Raw genomic sequence first — 22167 nt, forward strand, 5'->3', positions numbered from 1 at the left:
CCCTGTTGGAGCCTCGCCGCCTTGAAGCCTCCGACGGGCGGGCCAGGTCAACGAACCCCGGTCCCGGACCGCGAGCGCGTCACCGCCCGCCTGTTGCGCCGCCAGCCCTCGCGCCACGCCGTTTTAGTGTTCCATGCCCGGCCGGCCCTGGAGACGCGAGGTTTGGTCCCAAGGGACCGCCGACGGAGCTTCCCGCTCGATCGCCCCCCGCCGCCGCATCGGTCGCTGGCCATGCGCCCTTTCCCTGCGTCGAGGTGGGATCAGGATACGGCGGTCTGGAAGGGTGGGGACCAAATCGGGTCGAGAAAGTTCAGGGTGTTGAAATCATGGGGCTTTGTTGGCTGAACGCCGAGCATAAGCCGCCGGGGACGCGCACTCACGGCAAGGCCCGGGCCCATCGGCCTCCAAACGTGGGGTGAGTGCGTGTCCCCACCGTCACCCGGCGCCATGGGCCTTCACGCCAAGCTCAGCGGACGACTTTGGGGACACGCACTCACACACAGCCCCTTGCAATCCGGCTGATGCTCTGCCGTGAGTGCGCGTCCCCAGCTCACGCGTCCCGCCCTTCCCGCGCCAGCCACCGCATCCGGTAGGCCATTATCGCCGTCTTCCCCAGATGCGCCGTCAGCCGCCAGTTGACCACGGCCCCCACCGGGGCGCCGACCACGGGCAGCAACTGGGCCAGCTTGGCCAGGTCGATGTGGTCGCGGTACTGCTGCTGGAACGCGCGCCAGTCGAAGCCCTTCAGGTCGGCCGGGTGGGCGCGCGCGTCCCAGTCGTCCATGGCCTCCAGCACCTTGACGCGGTGCTCCACGTCCGAGAAGGCCAGCTCGAAGATGTGCAGGATATAGAGCCGCTCGCTCAGCACGCTGCCGTCGTGGCCGTAGAGGGCGGCGATCTCGAACAGCAGCTTCAGTTTGAAGCTCATCAGCAGCGGGAAGTCGGCCGCCGCCAGCAGGAACCCGCCCGCCCCGGCCACCCCGCCCTCGGCCCCGGCGGCGGTCTTCCAGCCCTGGATCGCGGCCGCCACCTTGGCCTCGCGCTGCTCGAGCGTGGCGTTTTGGAGCGGCGAGGCCGTGGCGAAATCGGCCCCGGTCAGGATCGCCCGGGTCATGGCCTCCATGGCGGCGGTGATCGCGGCGTGGACCTTCTCGGGAATGATCGTGTTGATCTTCCGCTGCACGGCCCGCGAGGCCTTGCCCAACGGCCCGGCGGGCTTGGTGATGCGGGCGCGCCAGGCGGCGAGGTCGGATGAAATGCCCATCATCTAGGAACTCCACTGCTCCGTCTTATAGTTGCAACTGGCACGGCAATGGTGGAGGTTGCGTGTGCCAAATCACCGAAGATCCAGCGCAACATGCCATCTGACGGCACGTCCAACCTAACGGAACCGCAGCTCGTTCCCGCAAAGGAACTGCTTACGCCGCCGCACGAATACATTGCGAATTACTACCCGTTGCAAGAAGTTCAATGGGTAAGAATGAGCACACTTAACTACTCTGTGACCGCAGCGGGAGCTATATTTAGCTCAATTACTGCAACCGCAGTCGTTGTGGTTGGAAAGTGGATAACAAAAACAGAGGTGCCAAAATACGAACTTACCTCTCTAGCAATACTCTTTATAATAACAATTATATTTGGAATTATAGCCATCATTGCTGATGTCGAAAGGAAAAGAGTAATATCAGAAATAAGAACATATTTCAAAGATCGGTCTTCCAAATGACACCTCACATCGCAAGAAGCGAAATTGAAGATGTCCCGTTTGATTATGCGCCATATTCTGAGGTTAATTTCTGCAGCAACAAGCTTACAAACGTAAGATTTTTAATTGAAATCGCTGGATCGCACCCGATACTCATCGGCCAAGGTGCCGTGCCATATGTGTGGGTCAGGGCTCCCGCAGATAAATCATTTTCAAAATGGACACCTGCCATTGAAAGAAATGCAGCGCTTTCGCCGCAGTTCGTAGTCACGGTAAGCAATGGGATACCCTCCATCTCCAGCGCTGCCGTGGTGGAGATTTTTGCTTTTGGAAAAAGGATTATCAGAATCGTTAGAAGCAGCAAAACTTCTATCGATATCGACATGGTTGATCTCACGCCAATTGGTATAAACATGATTGGCGATAAGAATGGGCTTAGGGTTGGCGGAATGAGTTTTTCCAAAAGCTCCATGAACAACGTGGGGACCTTTATTGGTCTAGGAAGATGAGTTCCTTCAACCCCATCCACACCTCCCCGCCCCTCATCCCCAGCCAAACCGTCCGCCCACCTCGCCCTGCCCGCTTGCCGGCCCTATATCTCCGGTAACCGAGTAACCCTGTCCGGACGCCGCCTTGCCCCGTCAGTTCCGACTGCCGCTGACCGTCCCGCCCCGCTGGGACCGGGAGTCGTTCGCGTCGTCGCCGACCAACGCCGAGGCGCTGGAGGGGCTGGACGCCTGGCCGGCCTGGCCCGACGGGCGGCTGGCCCTGGTCGGGCCGGCGGGGACGGGCAAGACCCACCTGGCGCGCGACTGGGCGCGGCGGACCTCGGCCGTGGTCATCAAGGCCGCCTCCACCGGTGTCGGGCCGCTGGACCTGGCCGCCCTGCGCGGCCGGCCGCTGCTGGTCGAGGACGCCGACCGCCGCACTGAAGGCGACCTGGTCGACGACGAGACCCTGTTCCACCTGATCAACATGGCCGGGGTCGACGGCGGCAGCCTGCTGCTGACCGGCCGCCTGGCCCCGGTGGCCTGGGACGCGGGCGTCCCCGACCTGCGCTCGCGGCTCAACGCCCTGACCGTAGCCCGGATCGCCGAGCCCGACGACGTGGTGCTGGAGGCGGTGCTGCGGCGCGGCTTCGAGGCGGCGGGCATCCGGCCGGCGGCGGACCTCTATCCCTACCTGATGGCGCGCTTGCCGAGGTCGGCGCCCGCGGCCCTGGCGGCGGTGAGCGCGCTGGACGAGGCGTCGATCCAGCAGGGCCGCGAGGTCAACAAGGCCCTGGCGTTGGCGGTGCTGGATTTCGGGGAGGCGGAGGACGAGGAGGACGAGTAGTCCGCCCTCGCCCTATTGCCGTTGTCATCCCGGAAGCGCGTAGCGCTGTCCGGGATCCAGGACAGCCGCACCGCCTCAGCCCAGTCCCCTGGGTCCAGGACAGCCTCTGCGAGGCTTCCGGGATGACAACGGGTTGTGTGGATGACGATGGTTTCGCGGCCGCCCTGGCAGTCCCCCGTCCCCAATGTCTTGCTCCTGTCACCACCCTCCGTCACTCTGTGCACAGTAGACCGGAGCCCCCCATGACCGACGCCGCCGCCCTCGACCTGCCCGCCGCGCCTTCGCCGGCCGCGCCGGACCTGGCGGGACTGCGGCTGGACGACGAACTGCTGGGCTCGCCCGAGCGGTTCTTCAACCGCGAGACCTCGTGGCTGGCCTTCAACCAGCGGGTGCTGGAGGAGAGCGCCAATCCGCGCCACCCGCTGCTGGAGCGGCTGCGGTTCCTGTCGATCAGCGCCAACAACCTCGACGAATTCTACATGGTCCGGGTGGCCGGCCTGAAGGGCCAGGTGCGCGAGGGCGTGCGGGTGGTCAGCCAGGACGGGCTGACGCCGGGCGAGCAATTGCTGCGCATCAACGCCTCGGCCGCCGAGCTGATGGCCGAGCAGCAGCGGATCTGGACCCAGGTGCGGGCCGAGCTGTGGGGCGAGGGCCTCAAGCTGCTGGACGCCAAGGACATCGTCGGCCCCGACCGCGAGCGGGCCGAGGAGATCTTCCTGACCCGGATGTTCCCGGTGCTGACGCCGCTGGCCATCGACCCGGCCCACCCGTTCCCGTTCATCCCGAACCTGGGCTTTTGTCTTGCTCTGAAGCTGCGCCGCATAGCGGACGACAAGCACCTCTACGCCCTGGTGCCGGTGCCCAGCCAGGTGCAGCGTTTCTGGGAGCTTAGCCAGGCGCCGGCCAAGAGCACGCGCAAGCGCGAGCGGCGGATCGTGGCGCTGGAAAGCTTCATCATCCTGTTCCTGGGCCACCTGTTCCCCGGCTACGAGGTCGAGGGCCGCGGTCTGTTCCGCCTGATCCGCGACAGCGACCTGGAGATCGAGGAAGAGGCCGAGGACCTGGTGCGCGAGTTCGAGGCGCGGCTGAAGAAGCGCCGGCTGGGCCGGGTGGTGCGGGTCAAGATCCAGACCACCATGCCCGACGACCTGCGCGAGTTCATCATCGAGGGCCTGCGCGCCCAGCCCGAGGACGTGATCCTGGTCGACGGCAAGCTGGGCCTGGCCCAGATGGCCGAGCTGATCCCGCCCGACCGCCCGGACCTGAAGTTCAAGCCGTTCAACGCCCGCTTCCCCGAGCGCATCCGCGACCACGGCGGCGACTGCTTCGCGGCCATCCGCGAGAAGGACATCCTGGTCCACCACCCGTTCGAGAGCTTCGACGTGGTGGTGCAGTTCGTCCGCCAGGCGGCGCGCGACCCCAACGTGCTGGCCATCAAGCAGACCCTGTACCGGACGTCCAAGGACAGCCCGATCGTCGCGGCCCTGATCGAGGCGGCCGACAACGGCAAGAACGTCACCGCCCTGGTCGAGATCAAGGCGCGCTTTGACGAAGAAAACAATCTGAAGTGGGCTCGAGACCTGGAGCGGGCCGGGGTCCACGTGGTGTTCGGCTTCGTCGACTGGAAGACCCACGCCAAGCTGTCGGTGGTGGTGCGGCGCGAGGGCGAGGCCCTGCGCACCTATTGCCACTTCGGCACCGGCAACTATCACCCGCAGACGGCGCGGGTTTATACGGACCTGAGCCTGTTCACCTGCGATCCGGCCCTGGGCCGTGACGGCGGCAAGCTGTTCAACTTCATCACCGGCTACGCCCAGCCCCATGGGCTGGAGAAGCTGTCGTTCTCGCCGGAGACGCTGAAGCCGGACCTGCTGACCATGATCGCGGCCGAGGCCCGCAACGCCCGCGACGGCAAGCCGGCCTCGATCTGGGCCAAGATGAACGCCGTGGTCGACCCCCAGATCATCGACGCCCTCTACAGCGCCAGCCAGGACGGGGTGCAGATCGACCTGGTGGTGCGCGGCATCTGTTGCCTGCGTCCGGGCATCAAGGGGCTGTCGGAGAACATCCGCGTCAAGTCGATCGTCGGCCGGTTCCTGGAGCACGCCCGGGTGGTGGCCTTCGCCAACGGCGGCCCGATGCCCAGCCCCCAGACCCGGGTGTTCATCAGCTCGGCCGACTGGATGCCGCGCAACCTGGACCGCCGGGTCGAGAGCCTTGTCCCGGTCGAGAACCCCACCGTGCACCAGCAGGTGCTGAACCAGATCATGGTCGCCAACCTCAATGACGAGGCCCAGAGCTGGAACCTCGACCCCGAGGGGCACTACGCCCGCGACCCGGCCTGGGACCGCAAGGGCGCCTTCTCAGCCCACGAATACTTCATGACCAATCCCAGCCTGTCGGGCCGCGGCCACAAGGTGAAGGACCTGCCGCAGGCCTTCGACCACGTGGGACCGCGGCGCAAAGGATGAGGCGCGATCCCGCAGCCCGGATTTCGCCCTTATCTCCACCTTAGATGGCGCAGCCCGGTTCGGGCGAGCGGGGGCGCGCATGACCATGACCAGTTGGGCGACCGGGTGGAAGGCGGCGTTCGTCCTGGCCTGCACGGCCGCGATCGGCTGGAGCCAGGCCGCGGTCGCCGCGCCCAAGGCTGGCGAGATCGTGATGGAGCGCGGCGTGACCACGACCGGCGACGGCCGATCGATCGCCTACGAGATCGGCACGCTCTACGCGCCCGAGAACCGCGCCGCGTCGGGCGGCCGGATCATCGGCGTCGGCTTCGCGCGCCTGAAGGCCGCCCACCCCACCGGCGCGCCGCCGATCTTCATCCTGCCGGGCGGTCCGGGCCGCAGCTATCTCAACGCCTTCACCGACACCGACGAGGCCGGACGAAGCCGCCTGGCCGAGGTGTTGGCCTATACCGAGGCCGCCGACGTGGTGGTGGTCGACCAGCGTGGCTGGAGCCGGCGCGGCGACGTTCTGGAGCTGTCCGCGCCCGACCAGCCTCTGGACCGCCCGCGCACGCTGGCGGCCGACGCCGCCGACATGAACGCCCTGGCCCGAGCGGCGGTGGCCGCCAATTCCGGCAAGGACCTGGCCGGCTACACCATCGTGCAGTGCGCCGAGGACGTGAACGACCTGCGCCGGGCGCTGGGCTACGAGCGGATCGCGCTGTCGGGGCAGAGCTTCGGTTCGCAATGGAGCTTCGCGGTGATGCGCCTGCATCCCGACGTGGTGGCCCGCGCCGTGCTGTCGGGGGGCGAACCTCTCGACGACGCCTTCGACATGCCCTCGCAGATCCTGGCCTCGTTGCAGCGCGTGGCGTTCGAAGCCGAGCAGGACCCCGGCCTGAAGCCCTACCTGCCGGCCGGCGGGTTGATGGGCGCAGTGCGGACGGTCCACTCCGGCCGTTACGACGACTGGGCGCGCGAAACGATCGAGCGGCGCCGCAACGCCGAGGGCGCGGTGCGGCTGATCGAGCCGCTGATCGATTCCAGCCTGGGGGTTTCGGCGGCGCGCGGACATCGACTGCGCACCGACCCCGCCGCCGACATCCTGGGCTTCTGGGATTTCGACGCGGTGACGGCCACGGCGGCCGACTGGCCCACGCCCGACCTGGACGACGCCTTCCGCCTGCCCGTCGTCAATCCGACCCCGGTGGTCTTCATCCATGGCGACTGGGACATCTCGACGCCGATCGACAACACCCTGGGCGTGCTGCCCTATTTCCCCAATGGCCACGCGATCCTGGTGCATCGCGGCACGCACCACACGCGCGAGCCGCTGCTGGCTGGTCAGCCCGAGCTGCGGACCCGGCTGATGGCCTTCCTGCGGACCGGCGACGCCGCCGGCCTGCCAGTCGAGGCCGCCCTTCCCGCTCAGGCCTTCACGCGGCCGTCCTTTCCGCCGCCGACAAGATCATCGCCCTGAGGCGGCGGGTCTTCCCCAGCGAAAATCCCGTCATCGCCCGATCCCGCCTTCCCCTCCCCGCCCAATGCGCTAAACCAGCCTCATGCCTTTTGCGGCGCCGCGCGACGCGGCCGTTATCGATATCGGCTCCAACTCGGTCCGCCTCGTGGTGTACCGGCTGGAAGGCCGCGCCATCTGGACGGTGTTCAACGAGAAGGTCCTGGCCGGGCTGGGCCGTGACCTGGGGGCCGGCGGCCGGCTTAATCCCGAGGGCGTGGCCCAGACCCTGGCGGCCCTGAAGCGCTTCCGCGCCGTGCTGGAGGCCGTCAAGCCGGCCGAGACCTTCATCGCCGCCACCGCCGCCGTGCGCGAGGCCAAGGACGGGGCGGCCTTTGTCGAACAGATCAAGGCCGAGACCGGCTTTTCCACCCGCGTGCTGTCGGGCGAGGAAGAGGCCCGCTACGCCGCCGTCGGCGTGCTGGCCGGAACGCCCGACGCCACCGGCGTGGTCGGCGACCTGGGCGGGGCCAGCCTGGAGCTGATCCGCCTGGAGACCACCGGCGCCGGCCTGGGCGTGACCCTGCCGCTGGGCCCGTTCAGCCTGGGCCTGTCGGAGGGCTTCGATCCGGAGCGGGTGCGGCGGCTGTGCGCCCAGCGCCTGGCGCCGGTGGCCCAGGCCTTCAAGACCGACGTCTTCCACGCGGTCGGCGGCGCCTGGCGCAACCTGGCCCTGCTGCACATGCGCCTGACCGGCTATCCGCTGCACGTGGTCCATCAGTACAGCATCGGCCGCGCCGAGGCCCTGGACGCCGCCCGCCTGGTCGCCCACCAGTCCAAGAGCTCGCTCGAGCGCATCGAGGGCATGAGCAAGAAGCGCTCGGAGACCCTGCCCTACGCCGCCGTGGTGCTGGAGCAGCTGATCGAGAGCCTGGACCTCAAGCGCATCGAGATCTCGGCCTACGGCGTGCGCGAGGGCCTGCTGTTCGAGGCCATGCCGCCGCGGGTGCGGCGGCTGGACCCGCTGATCGAGGGTTGCTCGTCCCTGGGGGCCCGGCAGGGGGTGGCCGACGAGTTGGGCGAGGCGCTGGACGCCTGGCTGGCCCCGGCCCTGTCGGCCCTGCCGCCCTGTTTCAGCCCCGAACGCGACCCGGTGCTGATCTCGGCCGCCTGCCGCCTAGCCGACCTGGGCGCGCGGCTGCACCCGGACCATCGCGCCGACCTGGTGTTCGAGCAGGTGCTGCGGGCGCCCATCGCCGGCCAGACCCATGCCGAGCGGGCCTTCCTGGCCGCCGCGGCCTTCGCCCGCCACGCCAGCGCCTTCACCCCGCCGGAACTGGAGGTGCTGGAACGCCTGCTGTCGCCCGGCCGCCTGAAGCGGGCCCGGGCCCTGGGCGCGGCCATCCGCCTGGGCTGCGACCTGTCGGGCCGCAGCGCGCCGCTGCTGGCCCGGTCGCGACTCGCCATCGACAAGGGCGACCTGCTGCTGGCCGCCGAGCCGGGCTACGCCGACCTGCTGCTGGGTGAGCAGACCGCCAAAAGAGCGGGCGCCTTGGCGGCCTTGCTGGGTCTGAAGCTGAAAATTACGGCAGCTTAACAGCGACCCATGGGCGCACCTTCAAGGCGTATTCCGTATGGAGGGCTGCGTTTTTACAGCCGTCGCTCGTCTACGGCGTTGAAAAACGATAATTTTTGTCATGAGAAAAGGCTGCGGTCACCGAACACAATCATGCGACAAAAAAGCCACGTTGCATTTCAGAAATGCAATGGTCCGTTGACCCGGGATCCCAACCGTATGTAGCCATTCTGCAATTAGCCTCAGAATATCTATGGCTAGGCAACCTTTGTGTCAGATCTGACACAAGCCCACCCGGGGGGACCCACCTTGAAGACTAACTCCATGCGCGAGCGCTTGCTCGCCTCGACGATGATTTGCGGCGCCGCCGTGGCGATGTTCGGCGCCGGCCAAGCCGCCGCCCAGACCGCGCCCGCACCGGAAGCGACCGAAGTCGAAGAAATCGTCGTCACCGGCTCGCTTTTCCGCCGCACCGATACCGAAACCCCTTCGCCGGTCACCGTGCTGACGTCGGAAAGCCTGGCCCGCGCCGGCATCACCACCGCCTCCGACGCCATCCGCACGATCTCGGCTGACGGCGCCGGTTCGATCGGCACCGGCTTCCAGAGCGGCTTCAGCGCCGGCGGCTCGGCCGTCTCGCTGCGCGGCCTGGGCGTCTCCTCGACCCTGGTCCTGGTCGACGGCCTGCGTTCGGCCAACTTCCCGATCAACGACGACGGCCACAACGCCTATGTCGACCTGAACACCATCCCGTTCAGCCTGATCGACCGGATCGAAGTCCTGAAGGACGGCGCCTCGTCGTCGTACGGCGCCGACGCCATCGGCGGCGTGGTGAACCTGAAGCTGAAGAAGACCTTCGTCGGCGTCGCCGGCAGCCTGGAAGCGGGCGAGAGCGATCGCGGCGACGCCGAGCACCGCCGCGCCGACATCACCCTGGGCTACGGCGACTACAAGGAGAGCGGCTGGAACTTCTACATCAACGCCGAATACCAGAAGGACGACCGCGTCACGACGCACAGTCGCGGTTTCCCGTTCAACAACCGCGACCTTACCTCGATTGGCGGCCTCGACAACAACTCGGCCGACAACAGCATGGCGACGCAGACGCCGAACGCCGTGGTCTATCGCACCAGCGTTCGCGACCTGAACGACCCGCGGACCGGCACTGGCACGGTCCTGGACCCGGCGAAGGTCTACACCTCGCTGAACCTGAACTGCGCCGACGGCACCTTCACCCAGACCAGCGCCAACGTGAACGGCACCGGCTGTAAGTGGAACCTGGTCGACAAGTACAACCAGATTCAGCCTCTGCAAAAGCGCTACGCCTTCAATGGTCGCCTGAGCATGCGCCTCAGCGACAACATCGAAGCCTACGCGACCGGCAGCTATTCGAGCAACGAAGTCGACATCAAGAACGTACCGCGGGCTGTCCAGAACACCCAGCCGTTCGGCGCCCAGCCGTCGCTGTCGGCCCTGCAGATCACTCTGCCGGTCTGGATCTGCTCGACGGGTATCAATTGCGCCACCGCCGGCGCCCCGGGCCGCGCCCTGAACCCGAACAACCCCTACGCCACCGCGTTCCAGAACGATCCTTCCAACGGCGCCGCGCGTCTCTACTACCTGTTCGGCGACATTCCGGCCGGCAGCAACCGCGTCAATGAAGTGATCCGTGGCACCGCGGGCCTGAAGGGCGAGTTCGGCGACGGTTGGAACTGGCAGATCGACGCCGCCGGCGCCCGCGACAACCTGCGCATCCGGCAGCGCGGTTACCTGAACATCGCGGCCCTGATGACCGCGATCAACACCGGTTCGTACAACTTCGTCGATCCGTCGAAGAACACCGCTGCGGTGCGCAACTCAATCGCGCCCGATATCGTGACGAACTCGCACTCGTCGATGATGTCGTTGGACGGCTCGGTCACCCACAAGCTGTGGTCCCTGCCGGCCGGCGACATGATGCTGGCCGTCGGCGGCCAGATCCGTAAGGAAGTTCTGGAAAACAACAACCAGAACGCTCGTCTGGACACCTACAGCCTGACGACCTCGTCGGCCTTCGGCAAGCACACGGTCAAGGCCGCGTTCTTCGAAGTGGAGGCTCCGGTCACCGAGGACCTGGAAGTCAACGTCTCGGGTCGTTACGACGACTACTCGGAAGGCTTCAGCCACTTCTCGCCGAAGATCGGCGCCAAGTATACGCCGATGAAGCAGTTGGCGTTCCGGGGGACCTACTCGAAGGGCTTCCGCGCTCCGACCTTCGCCGAGTCGGGTCCGCGTTCACAGTACGCCGGCTTCGCGACCTACGTGCCGCCGACCTCGTTCGTGACCGCCCACGGTGGATCGACCAACCCGTACGCCCTGTCCTACTCGCTGGGTTCGGGCCTGGTCGGCAACCCGGACCTGAAGCCGGAAACCTCGCGCAGCTTCACGCTGGGCACCATTGTGCAGCCGACCAGATGGCTGTCGCTGACCGTCGACTATTACAACGTCAAGAAGAACAACCTGATCGTCAGCGGTTCCAAGATCGCCGAGGCGAAGGGCGCGTACTTCAAGGGTGCGACCCAAGCCGAGGGCTGCGCCTTGGTGGCGGCCGTTGGCCCGGGCTACTCGTGCAACGTCGTCGACGTGCCGGATCCGCTGTTCCCGACCGCCCTGCCGCGCGTCCTGATCATCAACGCGCCGTTCGAGAACGCCAACTACTCGCAAACCTCGGGCATCGACTTCGCGGCCCAGGCCAACCTGAACGTCTGGGACGGCGTCAACTGGACCAGCCGCGTGGAAGTCACCCACGTGCTGAAGTACGACCTGCACACCGCCGACGGCAAGGTGCAGGAATACGCCGGCACCCTGGGTCCGTACGAACTGTCGTCGGGCAACGGCACGCCGGATTGGCGCGGCAACTGGCAGAACACCCTGGCGTTCGGCCGCTACACGGTTTCGGCGACCACCTACTTCGTCAACAAGATCAAGCAGGTCGCCGCTGACGACTACGGTACGACGGACTGTATTGCTGGCAACACCTACGCCAACAACAACAAGACGGGCATCGCCGAAAGGTTCTGCCATATCAAGAAGTTCGTCTACACCGACCTGAACGCCACGGCCCAGATCAACGATCAGGTCCAGGTCTACGGCAACGTCGGCAACGTGTTCGACCAGAAGTCGCCGCTCGCGGCTGGCTCCTACGCGTCGAACCCGAACTTCCTGACCACGTTCCACTACGCCGGCGCTATCGGCCGGACGTTCAAGATGGGCGTGCGCTTCACCTACTAAGATCGACTCGCCTTCGGGTGTGTCGGGGGGCCGGTTCCGAAAGGAGCCGGCCCTTTCTTTTTGCCGCCCGGCGCCCGAGGCGAGGTCGCCGCGACACGCCGCCGCAGCATAACAGCGCTCGCCGAGCACGGTTTGTTATCCACGGCTCCCGCAAGCTCCACCGATCAACACGGGGGAGAGCGTCCATGCAGAAGCAGCGGATCGTCGAAGTCGAACACGCCGAGGACCAGATCATCGCCTTTCCGGCGCCGCGTGCGCGGCCTCAGCTGCGGCTCGCTAGCGCCGACGACGTGTCGGTGGTCGGTCCGGCCCGCCGCCTGCAGAACGACCTGGCCCGCGCCTTCGCGGCCGACGCCGGCTGGTCGGTCAAGCGCACGGTGATCGTCGGTTGCGTGTTCCACGGCGTGGTGCTGGCCTCGCTGGCCCTGGCGGCCAGCAATCTCGTCCCGCACATCGCGCGTTAGGGCGCCGACGCCCGGTCACGGGAAGCAGGGCTCAGAAACGAAGACGCCGCGACAGTCGAAGGACCGTCGCGGCGCTTTTTGTTGGGCGTCTCGTTCCGCGGCCGCGGCGCCATCCCCTCCCGCAAGGAAAGAAGGATCAGATCCTAATCGGCCTTGGGCGCCGCGCGCCGAACCTCGACGACCCGCACGCGGGCTCCGTCCAGCACCAGGGCCAACTCGCCGCGCTTGATCTTCAGGGCGTCCGAGCCGAAGGCCTCCAGCCGCCAGCCTTGCAGGGCGGGCGTGTTGGCCTCGTCGTCGGCGGCGATCTTTTCCAGGTCCGAGACCGTGGCGATCAGCTTGGAGGCCACGCCGGCTTCCTCGGCGCGGGCCTTGAGCAGCACCTTCAGCAGCTCGACGACCGCGCCGGCCGAGGCGGGCGGCGGCGGGCCGGACTTCTCCAGCACCGGGGCGTAGCCTTCGGGGTCGGCCAGGGCGGCCTTGATGGCGGCCAGCAGGTCGGGACCGAACTTGGAGCCGCCGAAGCCCTTGGGCACGCTGCGCAGGGTGTTGAGGCCCTCCAGCGAGGTCGGGGCCTGGGTGGCCAGCTCGTCGATGGCCTCGTCCTTGAGGATGCGGCCGCGCGGCTGGTCGCGGCTCTGGGCGGTGCGCTCGCGCCAGGCGGCCACGGCCTTGAACACCGCCAGGTACTTGGCCCCGGTCTTGCGCGGGCGCAGGCGACGCCAGGCCTTTTCCGGGTCGACGTCGTAGGCGGCCGGATCGTTGAGCGCCTTCATCTCCTCTTCCACCCAGGCCAGGCGGCCGGCCTTGTCCAGGCGGTCGCGCAGGATGGGGAACAGGGTCGCCAGGTGGGTGACGTCGGCGACGGCGTAGGTCAGCTGGGCGTCGCTGAGCGGGCGGCGGGCCCAGTCGGTGAAGCGGCTGGACTTGTCCAGCTCGATCTTCAGCATCTGGCGGACCAGGGCGTCGTAGGCGATCTGCTCGCCGAACCCGGCGGCCATGCCGGCGACCTGGGTGTCGAACAGCGGCGTGGGCATGGCGTCGAGATTGTTGAAGATCTCGACGTCCTGGCGGGCCGCGTGGAACACCTTCAGGACCGACGGGTCGCGCAGGATGTCCAGCAACGGCGCCAGGTCGATGCCCTCGGCCAGCGGGTCGATGCAGGCTTCGGTGTCCGGCGAGGCCACCTGGATCAAGCACAGCTTGGGCCAGTAGGTGGTTTCGCGCATGAACTCGGTGTCCACGGCGATGAAGGGCTGGCCCTTCAACTCATTACAGAACGCCGCCAGCGCGGCGGTAGTGGTGATCGTCGTCATCGGCTGCTAATAGCCTCGCGCACCCCCGAGTCTGCAAGCACAAGCTTGGGGGGAGCGGCAAGTTTCCTTTCAAAAACGGCTCGTTGAGCCGTCTTCGAGCCAGAGCAAGCGCATGAGCGACCCCCAGAACGGCCTCACCTACGCCCAGGCCGGCGTCGATATCGATGCGGGCAACGCCCTGGTCGAGGCGATCAAGCCTCTGGCCAAGGCCACGCGACGCCCTGGCGCCGAGGCGGGCCTGGGCGGTTTCGGCGCCCTGTTCGACCTGAAGGCGGCCGGCTACGACGACCCGCTGCTGGTCTCCACCACCGACGGCGTCGGCACCAAGCTGCGCATCGCCATCGACACCGGCATGCACGCCACGGTCGGCATCGACCTGGTGGCCATGTGCGTCAACGACCTGCTGGCCCAAGGCGCCGAGCCCCTGCTGTTCCTCGACTATTTCGCCACCGGCAAGCTGGACGTCGCGACGGCCACCAGTGTGGTGGCCGGCATCGCCGACGGCTGCAAGCTGGCCGGCGCGGCCCTGGTGGGCGGCGAGACGGCCGAGATGCCGGGCATGTACGGCGACGGGGAATACGACCTGGCCGGCTTCTCGGTCGGAGCGGTCGAGCGCGACGGCGTGCTGCCCAAGCTGGACCGGCAGCGGGCCGGCGACCTGATCATCGGCGCCGGCTCGTCGGGCCCGCACTCCAACGGCTACAGCCTGGTGCGCCGCGTGGTCGAGCGCTCGGGCCTGGCCTGGGACGCTCCTGCCCCGTTCGCCGAGGGAAAGACCTTGGCCGAGGCGCTGATGGCCCCGACCCGCATCTATGTGAAGTCGATCCTGCCCCTGCTGCAGTCGGGCCGCGTCAAGGGCGGCGCCCACATCACCGGCGGCGGCCTGATCGAGAACCCGCCGCGCTGCATCGCCGACGGCCTGGTCCCCGAGTTCGACTGGAACGCCTGGCCCCTGCCCCCGGTCTTCGACTGGCTGCAGCGCGAAGGCGGCATTTCCGACCACGAGCTGCGCCGCACGTTCAACTGCGGCGTCGGCTTCATCCTGGTGGTGGCGGCGTCCGACGCCGAGCCGGTGCTGGCCGCCCTGCTGAACGCGGGCGAGGACGCGTTCATCTGCGGGCAGCTGGTCCAGGCGTGAGCAGGACCAAGGTCGCCGTCCTGATCTCGGGCCGGGGCTCCAACATGGAGGCCCTGGTCCGCGCCGCCCAGGACCCCGCCTGCCCGTTCGAGGTCGCCCTGGTGCTGGCCAACAAGCCCGAGGCCGGCGGCCTGCTGACCGCCGCGGCGGCGGGGATCGAGGCGCTGGCCGTCGATCAGAAGCCCTACGGCAAGGACCGCGAGGCCCACGAGCGCGCCATCGACGCCGCCCTGCGCGAACGCGGGATCCAGGTGGTGGCCCTGGCCGGCTACATGCGCATCCTGACGCCGTTCCTGGTCAACGCCTGGGAAGGCCGGATGCTGAACATCCACCCCTCCCTGCTGCCGGCCTATCCGGGGCTGGACACTCACGGCCGCGCCTTGCAGGCCGGCGAGGTCGAGGCCGGCTGCACCGTCCACCTGGTCACCGCCGGCGTCGACGAAGGCCCGATCCTGGGCCAGGCCCGCGTGCCGATCCTGCCGGGCGACACCGAGCACATGCTGAGCGACCGGGTGCTGGAGCAGGAGCACCAGCTGTATCCGGCGACCCTGGCGCAGTTCGTGCGCGGACTCTAAGCGCCCCGACTTGCACGAGGGCGAACAAGGCGCACCTTGGACGCCACGAAAAGCAGCGCGGGTTGCGTTTCAAAACGGCGCCCGACCTCTTGGCGCGCGCCCCGTGTCGCCACGAATTGACGCAAGCCCGGTTGCGGATCCTGCTGGAGCCGCTCTCGCGGGAGAGACCGGGCCTGGCCCGGCGCTGAAGGCGAAACCGCCCCGGAAACGCTCAAGCAGAAGGACCGCGACGGCCTCGAAACGCTGGAAAGCAGGGCGCGTCTGCGTGCGCCCTCGCCGAAGGAGCAAGGCGATTCCGCATCGCTGAATCTCTCAGGCGCCAAGGACAGCGGGGGTGCGGAAGGCGGGCCACGACGGTCCGTCGCGACACCCCTCGGCTGCCCATGACCTGAACAGACGCCTCAACGGTCCACTCCGAAAAAGCTCGCACCACCTCAACACGATGACCTGAGCGGTTATCGTGAGATATCCATTTGCGCAACCAATATAGACCATTTCCAATGTTTATAATTTAGACACAAGTGCGCACGGTCTGGACTTGGTTTTATTTTGTCATCACAAACAGCTTTTCTGAATTTACCGCGATAGACGGACCGTCGAGCTTGCTCCCGTCAAAAAGATTGGGGATAGTCATGACGAACACGCGTCTTTCGCCGGCCATGCGCCGCTTCCGGGCCCTGCTGCTGGCCGCTTCGGTGCTGGGCGGCGCGACGCCCGCCCTGGCCCAGGAGGCCGACAAGGCCTCGACGGTCGACGAACTGGTGGTGACCGGGGCCCGGGTGTCCGAGGCCAGCGTCGCCATCGGCACCGACCACGCCACCGCCACGGTGTCGATCACCCGCGAGGCCCTGCTGTCGGCCCCGGCCGGCGTCACCGGCCTGAAGATGCTGGAGTCCCTGCCCGGCTTCAACGTCCAGGCCAACGACGCCCTGGGCATGTACGAGTTCGGCAATTCGGTCTCGGTGCGGGCCTTCAACTTCCAGCAGATCGGCTTTCTGCTGGACAACATCCCCATGGGCCGCAGCGACCAGTTCGGCGGCAGCCCGATCTATCGCTATGTCGACAACGAGAACCTGCTGCGCGTGACGGCCTCGGCCGGGGCCGGCGACGTCGCCCTGCCCAGCTACGCCTCGCTGGGCCCGATCGTCGACTACTTCACCCAGAAGCCGTCCGAGACCGCCGGCGGCTCGGCCAGCTTCACGCTCGGCAGCGACGCCCTCAAGCGCGGCTTCCTGCGCCTGGAATCCGGCAAGGTCGGCCCGCTGTCGGGCTATGTCAGCGGCTCGTGGATCAAGGGCGACCTGTGGCGCGGCCCGGGCACGATCGACCGCAAGCACTACGAGGGCAAGCTGCGCTACGACCTGCCCAACGGCGGCGACCTCAGCTTCCAGACCGTCCACAACGACTATTACGACTACGACAGCCCCTCGATCACCAAGGCGCAATACGCCGGCACGGCGGGCGACCTCTTCGGGCGCAAGGGCCGCAGCTTCGCCTATCTGGGCGCCGTGCCGCTGTCCGTGCCGCTCGGCACGCCGGTGATCGTCCCGACCGCCAGCCTGCCGCAGACCGTGGCGGGGATCGTCTATTCCAACCCCAACTACGCCAACTACTACAAGTTCGCGGTCAACAAGCGGAAGGACCACCTTTACGGCCTGACCCTGAACACGCCGATTACCGACGCGATCGACCTGACCACGACGGCCTATTACGAGGACAAGGGCGGCTATGGCGTCTCGCCCGAGGACTATGCGACCTCCAAGGGCAATTACGACGCCGAGGTGGCGAAAGGGCTCACGGGGCTGACGGCTCCCAAGGGCCTGCAGTACGGCCTCTCGGCCATCGACGGCACGCGCAAGGGGGGCACGGCCAAGGGCAGCTGGAAGTTCGGCTTCAACAAGCTGGAGGCCGGCGTCTGGCTGGAGAAGGACGACTATCACCGCACCCAGGCGCGCTACAACACCGTCAACGGCGATCCCGACGGCGCGCCGCTATTGAACGAACCGGTCCACCTGCAGCGCGACTATGTCTCGACCCGCGACACGACCCAGTTCTTCCTCAAGGACACGCTCAGCCTGCTGGACGAGAACCTGAAGCTGGAGCTGGGCTTCAAGACGCTCGACGTGGACTACAATATCCATGGCAAGCGCCAGATCGCCGACTATCGCAACCATCTGACGCCGTCGATCGACGCCAACTGGAAGGACGACTTCCTGCCCCAGGTCGGCCTGGTCTACAGCGTCAATTCGCGCGACCAGGTCTTCGCGTCCTATTCGGAGAACATGGCCCTGCCGCGCGGCGCCGACGACGTGTTCTCGGCCGCCAGCCCCAGCGCGCCGGGCCCCAAGCCCGAGACCTCGACCAATCTGGAACTGGGCTACCGGGCCAACCGCTCGACCTTCAACGCCTCGTTCGTGGCCTACAAGACCGAGTTCAAGAACCGCCTGCAGCAGTTCAACGCCGTAGTGCCCGGCAGCGTCACGCTGGAAAGCTTCTATCAGAACGTCGGGGCGGTGAAGGCGTCGGGCGCCGAGTTCAGCGGCCAATGGAAACCCGACCTGCTGGGCGGCAAGATCTATTTCAACGCCAACCTCTCGTACAACAAGTCCAAGTTCCAGGACGACGTCCTGAACTACCGGTCCAGCGCCACGGCCGCGCCCGTCACCCTGGCGACCAAGGGCAAGGTCGTGCCGGACTTCCCCGAATGGCTGTTCCAGGGCGGGGTGACGGTCGAGCCGACGGACGGGGTGGTGTTCAACGTCTCGGCCCGCCACATCGACGACCGCTTCACCAACTTCGTCAACAACGAGACCACCAAGGGCTATACGATCGTCAACGCCTATCTCGACCTGGGCGACGGTTTCGGAGCCGGGCCGTTCGAGCAGATCAAGGCGCGGGTCAATGTCGATAACATCTTCGACAAGGACTATCTGGGCACCATCAACACCACGGTGACCACCCCGGCCAGCTTCCGGCCCGGCTCGCACCGGACGATCCAGTTCACCCTCTCCGCCGACTTCTAGGTCCACGTTCCGGCCGGTCTCGCCCTCAAGCAAAAAGGGTGAGGCCGGCCGGATAGCGTTCGAGTGCATCCATGACCCGATCCATCCTGCTGGCCGCCATTTCGGCTCTCGCCCTGGTCACCAGGGTCCAGGCCGCCGAGACCGCCGCCTCGGCCCGCGCCATCCACGAAAGCCTGCTGACCCTCGACACCCACCTGGACACCCCGGCCAATTTCGGCCGCCCCGGCTGGGACATCCTGGACCGCCACGACGCGGCCAAGGACGGCTCGCAGATCGACTATCCGCGCATGGTCGAGGGCGGGCTGGATGGCGGCTTCTTCGCCATCTACACGCCCCAGGGCCCGCGCACCCCCGAGGCCACCCGCGCCGCCCGCGACGCGGCCCTGATCCGCGGCGTCGAGATCCGCGAGATGGTCGCCAAACACGGTGACAAGTTCGGCCTGGCCCTGAAGGCCGACGACGCCGCGACCATCGCCGCCCAGGGCAAGCGCGTGGTGTTCATCAGCATCGAGAACAGCTACCCGATCGACGGCGACATCACCCTGCTGTCGGCCTTCTACGCGATGGGCGTGCGGATCAGCGGCCTGGCCCACTTCAAGAACAACGACATGGCCGACTCGTCCACGGACAAGCCCGAGTGGCATGGCCTGTCGCCTCTGGGGAAGCAGTTCGTGGCCGAGGCCAACCGCCTGGGCGTGGTGCTGGATGGCTCGCACTCGTCCGACGACGTGCTGGACCAACTGATCGCCCTGTCCAAGACCCCGGTGATCCTGACCCATTCGGGCTGCAAGGCGGTGTTCGACCATCCGCGCAACATCGACGACGCGCGGATCAAGGCCCTGGCCGACAGCGGCGGAGTGATCCAGGTCGACGCCTATTCCAGCTACCTGATCGACACGCCCAAGAACCCCGACCGCGAGGCGGCCATGGGAGCCCTGATGGCCAAGGCCGGGGCCCGCGCCAAGATGACCGAGGACCAGCGCGCCGCCTTCATGACGGAATACAAGGCGATCGAGGCCAAGTGGCCGGTCAGGAAGGCCACCTTCGAGGACTTCATGAACCACCTGAACCACGCCCTGAAGGTGGCCGGCGTTGACCACGTGGGCATCGGCATCGATTTCGACGGCGGCGGCGGGGTCACGGGCCTCAACGACGCCTCCGACTACTGGAAGATCTCCCAGGCCCTGCTGAACGAGGGCTACACCAAGGCCGACCTTGCGAAGATCTGGAGCGGCAACGTCCTGCGCCTGCTGCGCGCGGCCGAGGCGGCGAAGGCGCCGGCGGGGTGAGGCGTGGGCGGTTTTCGGGTTCGAACCGCCTTCCCCCTCCTGTTGTCATCCCGGAAGCCTCGCAGAGGCTGTCCGGGACCCAGGGGCCGGCGCATTGCGGTTGCCCTGGGTCCCGGGTCTCCGCTGCGCTTCGCCCGGGATGACAACCGTAAGGGCAGATCGAGCGCATAATCCTAAGCCGCCCGCCGTTCCCGCCAAGCCTTGGCCGCCGCCAGGGCGGCCACCACGCCCGCCGCCGCCCACAGCGCCAGGACGCCGAACCGCAGATAGGCCGCCGCGCCCAGGGCGCCGCCCAGGCTCAGTCCGGCCCACAACAGCGCATAGGGCCCCCAGGCCCAGCGATCGCCGCCGGTCAGGGCCGCGGCGATCCGCTGGCCGATCTTGACCAGGGCGCCGGTCATGTAGGTCAGCCCCACCCCGACATCGCCGTTGCGCTGGAACACCGCGTTCTCCGCGCCCATGGCCAGGACCATGGCCGCGACGCCCGCCGCGTCGAAACCGATGGAGATCAGGGCGGCGGCGAGGGTCAGCAACGCCGCCTCCAGCGCCAGGATCACCGATCGCCGCGCCTCGCCCACCCGGCGCGCGACCAGAGCGCCCAGCACCACGCCCGTGACGAACAGGCCGATCAGCGTCAAGGCCGTGCGGACCGTCGCCCACTGGCCGGTGGCGATCCCGACGCCGAGTCGCGTGGAGTTGCCGCTCATGAACGAGACGAAGAAGCCGCCCAGCTTCAGAAAGCCGATGGCGTCAACATAGCCGGCGACGCCCGACAGTCCGGCGGCCAAGGCGACGTCGCGGCGGCGGTAGTCCTTCATGGCCCTTGCCCCCAAACCGCCACGACCGAATCTTTACCGATCTGGCCTGAATGTCGATCCGCCCTAGCTCGCCGGCGGCGCCGCGTCCGCACGGGTGAAGAACACCGTCACGCGCATGCCTTCGCCAGGTTGGGATTCGACTTCGACACGCGCATGGGCGTTCTGGCGCAACGACTGGACGATCATGTTGCTGAGCTTTCCAGGCCTTGGCCAACTGTAGCCGGGGGCCAGCCCGACGCCGTCGTCGGCGACGATCACCCGGCAGCCGGTCTGGTCGACCAGGCTGTGAAGTTGGATCGTGCCGCCTTCGCGCGCCTTGAAGGCATGCTTGAGGGCGTTGGTCAGCAACTCGTTGACCACCAGGCCAGCGGGCATCGCCACGTTGATCGACACCATCCAGGTATCGACCTGGAGGTTCAGATGGATACCCTCCTGGGCATGGGCGCGCATCACCGCCGAGGCGATTTCGCTCAGATAGACGCCCAGGTCGACGGTTTCGGCCTGACTCTCGTCCGACAGTGATCGATAGAGCAGGCCCAGGGCCTCGACCCGGCCAGCCAGCCGGCTGAACCGGTCGTCGGTGGCGTTTTCCGGTACATTGCGCGCCTCGATGCGGATCAGCGCCGTGATCATCTGCAGATTGTTGGCCACACGGTGCTGGAGTTCCCGCAGCAGCAGGTCCTTGTCCTGGATGCGCTGCTCAAATTCGCTGAGGTCGGTGTCACGAGGCGCCGCCCCGACCAAGGCCAGCATGCGAAACACGGGCTGGCCGGCATCGTCCTGGATGACGTTCGACCAGGCGTCGACCGCCTGCTGGCCGTCGTCATGGGCGAAAGAGAAGGCGCCGATATAGTCCTGGTCATCGACGATCGCGCCGCTCAGCGCCTTTCCGCCCTCAGCGACCGCCTCGCCGGACAGCACCGACCACGTCGCGCCTTCCAGGTCGGCGGCGGCTTGCCCGCTCAGCCGCTCGAATTCGATGTTGGCGTAGACGATGCGTTCGACCGGATTGAGTTCCGACACCGCGATGGCGATCGGAACCTGGTCGAGGAACTGCCGGAACTGATCGCTTTCCAGCACGCCCGCCAGGTCGGGCGTGTTGAGCAGTTGATCCATCGGCTCGTTGTTTTCGGTCACCTCGCCGTACTCCCACCGCCGCGAACTCGACGGCGGACTGACGCGCCGAAGTTGGTCTTATAGCCCGACCGTAGCGGCGGACATAAGAAAAGCGGCGCGGCCTTGGGGCCGCGCCGCTTGACGGGTTTTCGAACCGGCGGCCGAGAACGGCCGCCCGGCCTCGTTTAGCCGACGATCTCGTCGTCCTTGAAGAACTGGGCGATCTCGATCGCGGCGTTCTCCAGGCTGTCCGAACCGTGGACCGAGTTCTCGCCGATCGACAGGGCGAACAGCTTGCGGATGGTGCCTTCGTCGGCGTTGTCCGGGTTGGTGGCGCCCATCACTTCGCGGTACTTCAGGACGGCGTTGTCGCCTTCCAGCACCTGGACGACGACCGGCTCGGCCGTCATCTGGGCGACCAGTTCGCCGTAGAACGGGCGTTCGGCGTGGACTTCGTAGAACTTCTTGGCCTGAGCTTCGGTCAGCTTGACGCGACGCTGGGCGACGATGCGCAGACCGGCCTCTTCGATGACGGCGTTGATCTTGCCCGTCAGGTTGCGACGCGTGGCGTCAGGCTTGATGATCGAGAAGGTGCGTTCGGTCATGATCCGAAAATCTCACAGAGAAAGTTTGTCG

Annotated in this window: 17 protein-coding genes, 2 pseudogenes and 1 riboswitch; of the genes and pseudogenes, 12 read left to right on the top strand and 7 right to left on the bottom strand. The window is 67.0% G+C overall.

Going from position 1 to position 22167, the window contains the following annotated elements; translation table 11 throughout:
• Window positions 1-166 precede the first annotated feature (166 nt).
• Both J2X41_RS25215 and J2X41_RS00720 read right to left on the bottom strand, forming a co-directional pair.
• Window positions 167-264: pseudogene (locus J2X41_RS25215) on the bottom strand (hypothetical protein); the annotation flags it as partial.
• Between the two features lie 286 nt (window positions 265-550).
• Window positions 551-1264, bottom strand: a complete 714-nt coding sequence (locus J2X41_RS00720) for an EcsC family protein (RefSeq protein WP_310079833.1) — start codon at window positions 1262-1264, stop codon at window positions 551-553.
• 93 nt (window positions 1265-1357) lie between these two features.
• Here J2X41_RS00720 and J2X41_RS00725 point away from each other — a divergent pair, with 93 nt between their 5' ends.
• From J2X41_RS00725 to J2X41_RS00760, 8 genes are all read left to right on the top strand, one after another.
• Window positions 1358-1726: a hypothetical protein gene (locus J2X41_RS00725; RefSeq protein ID WP_310078827.1), complete on the top strand. Its 369-nt coding sequence runs from the start codon at window positions 1358-1360 to the stop codon at window positions 1724-1726.
• Window positions 1723-2214, top strand: coding sequence for a hypothetical protein (locus J2X41_RS00730; protein ID WP_310078828.1), 492 nt, complete (start codon window positions 1723-1725; stop codon window positions 2212-2214). Before J2X41_RS00725 ends, J2X41_RS00730 begins: the two co-directional genes overlap by 4 nt.
• Before the next feature lie 124 nt (window positions 2215-2338).
• Entirely contained in the window at window positions 2339-3040 is a 702-nt protein-coding gene (locus J2X41_RS00735; protein WP_310078829.1) for a chromosomal replication initiator DnaA, read from the top strand.
• 242 nt (window positions 3041-3282) lie between these two features.
• A complete protein-coding gene (locus tag J2X41_RS00740; RefSeq protein ID WP_310078831.1) occupies window positions 3283-5511 on the top strand; it encodes an RNA degradosome polyphosphate kinase in 2229 nt (742 codons plus the stop codon).
• A gap of 79 nt (window positions 5512-5590) precedes the next feature.
• Entirely contained in the window at window positions 5591-6970 is a 1380-nt protein-coding gene (locus J2X41_RS00745) for an alpha/beta hydrolase (protein ID WP_310078832.1), read from the top strand.
• Window positions 6971-7052: 82 nt separating this feature from the next.
• Complete coding sequence (locus J2X41_RS00750; protein WP_310078833.1) at window positions 7053-8543, top strand: Ppx/GppA phosphatase family protein; 1491 nt, start codon at window positions 7053-7055, stop codon at window positions 8541-8543.
• Between the two features lie 303 nt (window positions 8544-8846).
• On the top strand, window positions 8847-11792 hold the full coding sequence (locus tag J2X41_RS00755) for a TonB-dependent receptor domain-containing protein (protein ID WP_310078835.1): 2946 nt from the start codon (window positions 8847-8849) through the stop codon (window positions 11790-11792).
• A gap of 185 nt (window positions 11793-11977) precedes the next feature.
• Window positions 11978-12256, top strand: coding sequence for a hypothetical protein (locus J2X41_RS00760; protein WP_310078836.1), 279 nt, complete (start codon window positions 11978-11980; stop codon window positions 12254-12256).
• 143 nt (window positions 12257-12399) lie between these two features.
• Here J2X41_RS00760 and rnd read toward each other — a convergent pair whose 3' ends face one another.
• The gene (rnd, locus tag J2X41_RS00765) at window positions 12400-13572 is read right to left on the bottom strand and encodes a ribonuclease D (RefSeq protein WP_310078838.1); all 1173 of its coding nucleotides are present in this window, start codon (window positions 13570-13572) and stop codon (window positions 12400-12402) included.
• A gap of 112 nt (window positions 13573-13684) precedes the next feature.
• Here rnd and purM point away from each other — a divergent pair, with 112 nt between their 5' ends.
• From purM to J2X41_RS00785, 4 genes are all read left to right on the top strand, one after another.
• Complete coding sequence (purM, locus tag J2X41_RS00770; RefSeq protein WP_310078840.1) at window positions 13685-14710, top strand: phosphoribosylformylglycinamidine cyclo-ligase; 1026 nt, start codon at window positions 13685-13687, stop codon at window positions 14708-14710.
• Window positions 14707-15285: a phosphoribosylglycinamide formyltransferase gene (gene purN / locus J2X41_RS00775; protein WP_310078842.1), complete on the top strand. Its 579-nt coding sequence runs from the start codon at window positions 14707-14709 to the stop codon at window positions 15283-15285. Before purM ends, purN begins: the two co-directional genes overlap by 4 nt.
• 233 nt (window positions 15286-15518) lie before the next feature.
• Window positions 15519-15624, top strand: a riboswitch (glycine riboswitch).
• A gap of 281 nt (window positions 15625-15905) precedes the next feature.
• Window positions 15906-18308 (top strand): TonB-dependent receptor, encoded by a 2403-nt coding sequence (locus J2X41_RS00780; protein ID WP_310078844.1) that lies wholly within the window; start codon window positions 15906-15908, stop codon window positions 18306-18308.
• 71 nt (window positions 18309-18379) lie between these two features.
• Window positions 18380-19597, top strand: coding sequence for a dipeptidase (locus tag J2X41_RS00785; RefSeq protein WP_310078845.1), 1218 nt, complete (start codon window positions 18380-18382; stop codon window positions 19595-19597).
• Window positions 19598-19641: 44 nt separating this feature from the next.
• On the opposite strand, the pseudogene J2X41_RS00790 reads toward J2X41_RS00785, so the two are convergent.
• The 4 genes and pseudogenes from J2X41_RS00790 to ndk all read right to left on the bottom strand — a co-directional run.
• Window positions 19642-19742: pseudogene (locus J2X41_RS00790) on the bottom strand (hypothetical protein); the annotation flags it as partial.
• 28 nt (window positions 19743-19770) lie between these two features.
• A complete protein-coding gene (locus J2X41_RS00795) occupies window positions 19771-20415 on the bottom strand; it encodes a YoaK family protein (protein ID WP_310078846.1) in 645 nt (214 codons plus the stop codon).
• A gap of 63 nt (window positions 20416-20478) precedes the next feature.
• On the bottom strand, window positions 20479-21552 hold the full coding sequence (locus J2X41_RS00800) for a histidine kinase dimerization/phosphoacceptor domain -containing protein (RefSeq protein WP_310078847.1): 1074 nt from the start codon (window positions 21550-21552) through the stop codon (window positions 20479-20481).
• A 164-nt stretch (window positions 21553-21716) separates the two neighbouring features.
• Window positions 21717-22136, bottom strand: coding sequence for a nucleoside-diphosphate kinase (gene ndk, locus J2X41_RS00805; protein WP_310078848.1), 420 nt, complete (start codon window positions 22134-22136; stop codon window positions 21717-21719).
• Window positions 22137-22167: the final 31 nt, after the last annotated feature.

This window comes from Caulobacter sp. BE254, assembly GCF_031457295.1.
Classification (GTDB): domain Bacteria; phylum Pseudomonadota; class Alphaproteobacteria; order Caulobacterales; family Caulobacteraceae; genus Caulobacter.

Coding starts and splice junctions, on each gene's coding strand:
- J2X41_RS00720 (WP_310079833.1), bottom strand. CDS start 1,264: ATGGGCATTTCATCCGACCTCGCCGCCTGGCGCGCCCGCATCACCAAG.
- J2X41_RS00725 (WP_310078827.1), top strand. CDS start 1,358: ATGCCATCTGACGGCACGTCCAACCTAACGGAACCGCAGCTCGTTCCC.
- J2X41_RS00730 (WP_310078828.1), top strand. CDS start 1,723: ATGACACCTCACATCGCAAGAAGCGAAATTGAAGATGTCCCGTTTGAT.
- J2X41_RS00740 (WP_310078831.1), top strand. CDS start 3,283: ATGACCGACGCCGCCGCCCTCGACCTGCCCGCCGCGCCTTCGCCGGCC.
- J2X41_RS00745 (WP_310078832.1), top strand. CDS start 5,591: ATGACCATGACCAGTTGGGCGACCGGGTGGAAGGCGGCGTTCGTCCTG.
- J2X41_RS00750 (WP_310078833.1), top strand. CDS start 7,053: ATGCCTTTTGCGGCGCCGCGCGACGCGGCCGTTATCGATATCGGCTCC.
- J2X41_RS00755 (WP_310078835.1), top strand. CDS start 8,847: ATGCGCGAGCGCTTGCTCGCCTCGACGATGATTTGCGGCGCCGCCGTG.
- J2X41_RS00760 (WP_310078836.1), top strand. CDS start 11,978: ATGCAGAAGCAGCGGATCGTCGAAGTCGAACACGCCGAGGACCAGATC.
- rnd (WP_310078838.1), bottom strand. CDS start 13,572: ATGACGACGATCACCACTACCGCCGCGCTGGCGGCGTTCTGTAATGAG.
- purM (WP_310078840.1), top strand. CDS start 13,685: ATGAGCGACCCCCAGAACGGCCTCACCTACGCCCAGGCCGGCGTCGAT.
- J2X41_RS00785 (WP_310078845.1), top strand. CDS start 18,380: ATGACCCGATCCATCCTGCTGGCCGCCATTTCGGCTCTCGCCCTGGTC.
- J2X41_RS00795 (WP_310078846.1), bottom strand. CDS start 20,415: ATGAAGGACTACCGCCGCCGCGACGTCGCCTTGGCCGCCGGACTGTCG.
- ndk (WP_310078848.1), bottom strand. CDS start 22,136: ATGACCGAACGCACCTTCTCGATCATCAAGCCTGACGCCACGCGTCGC.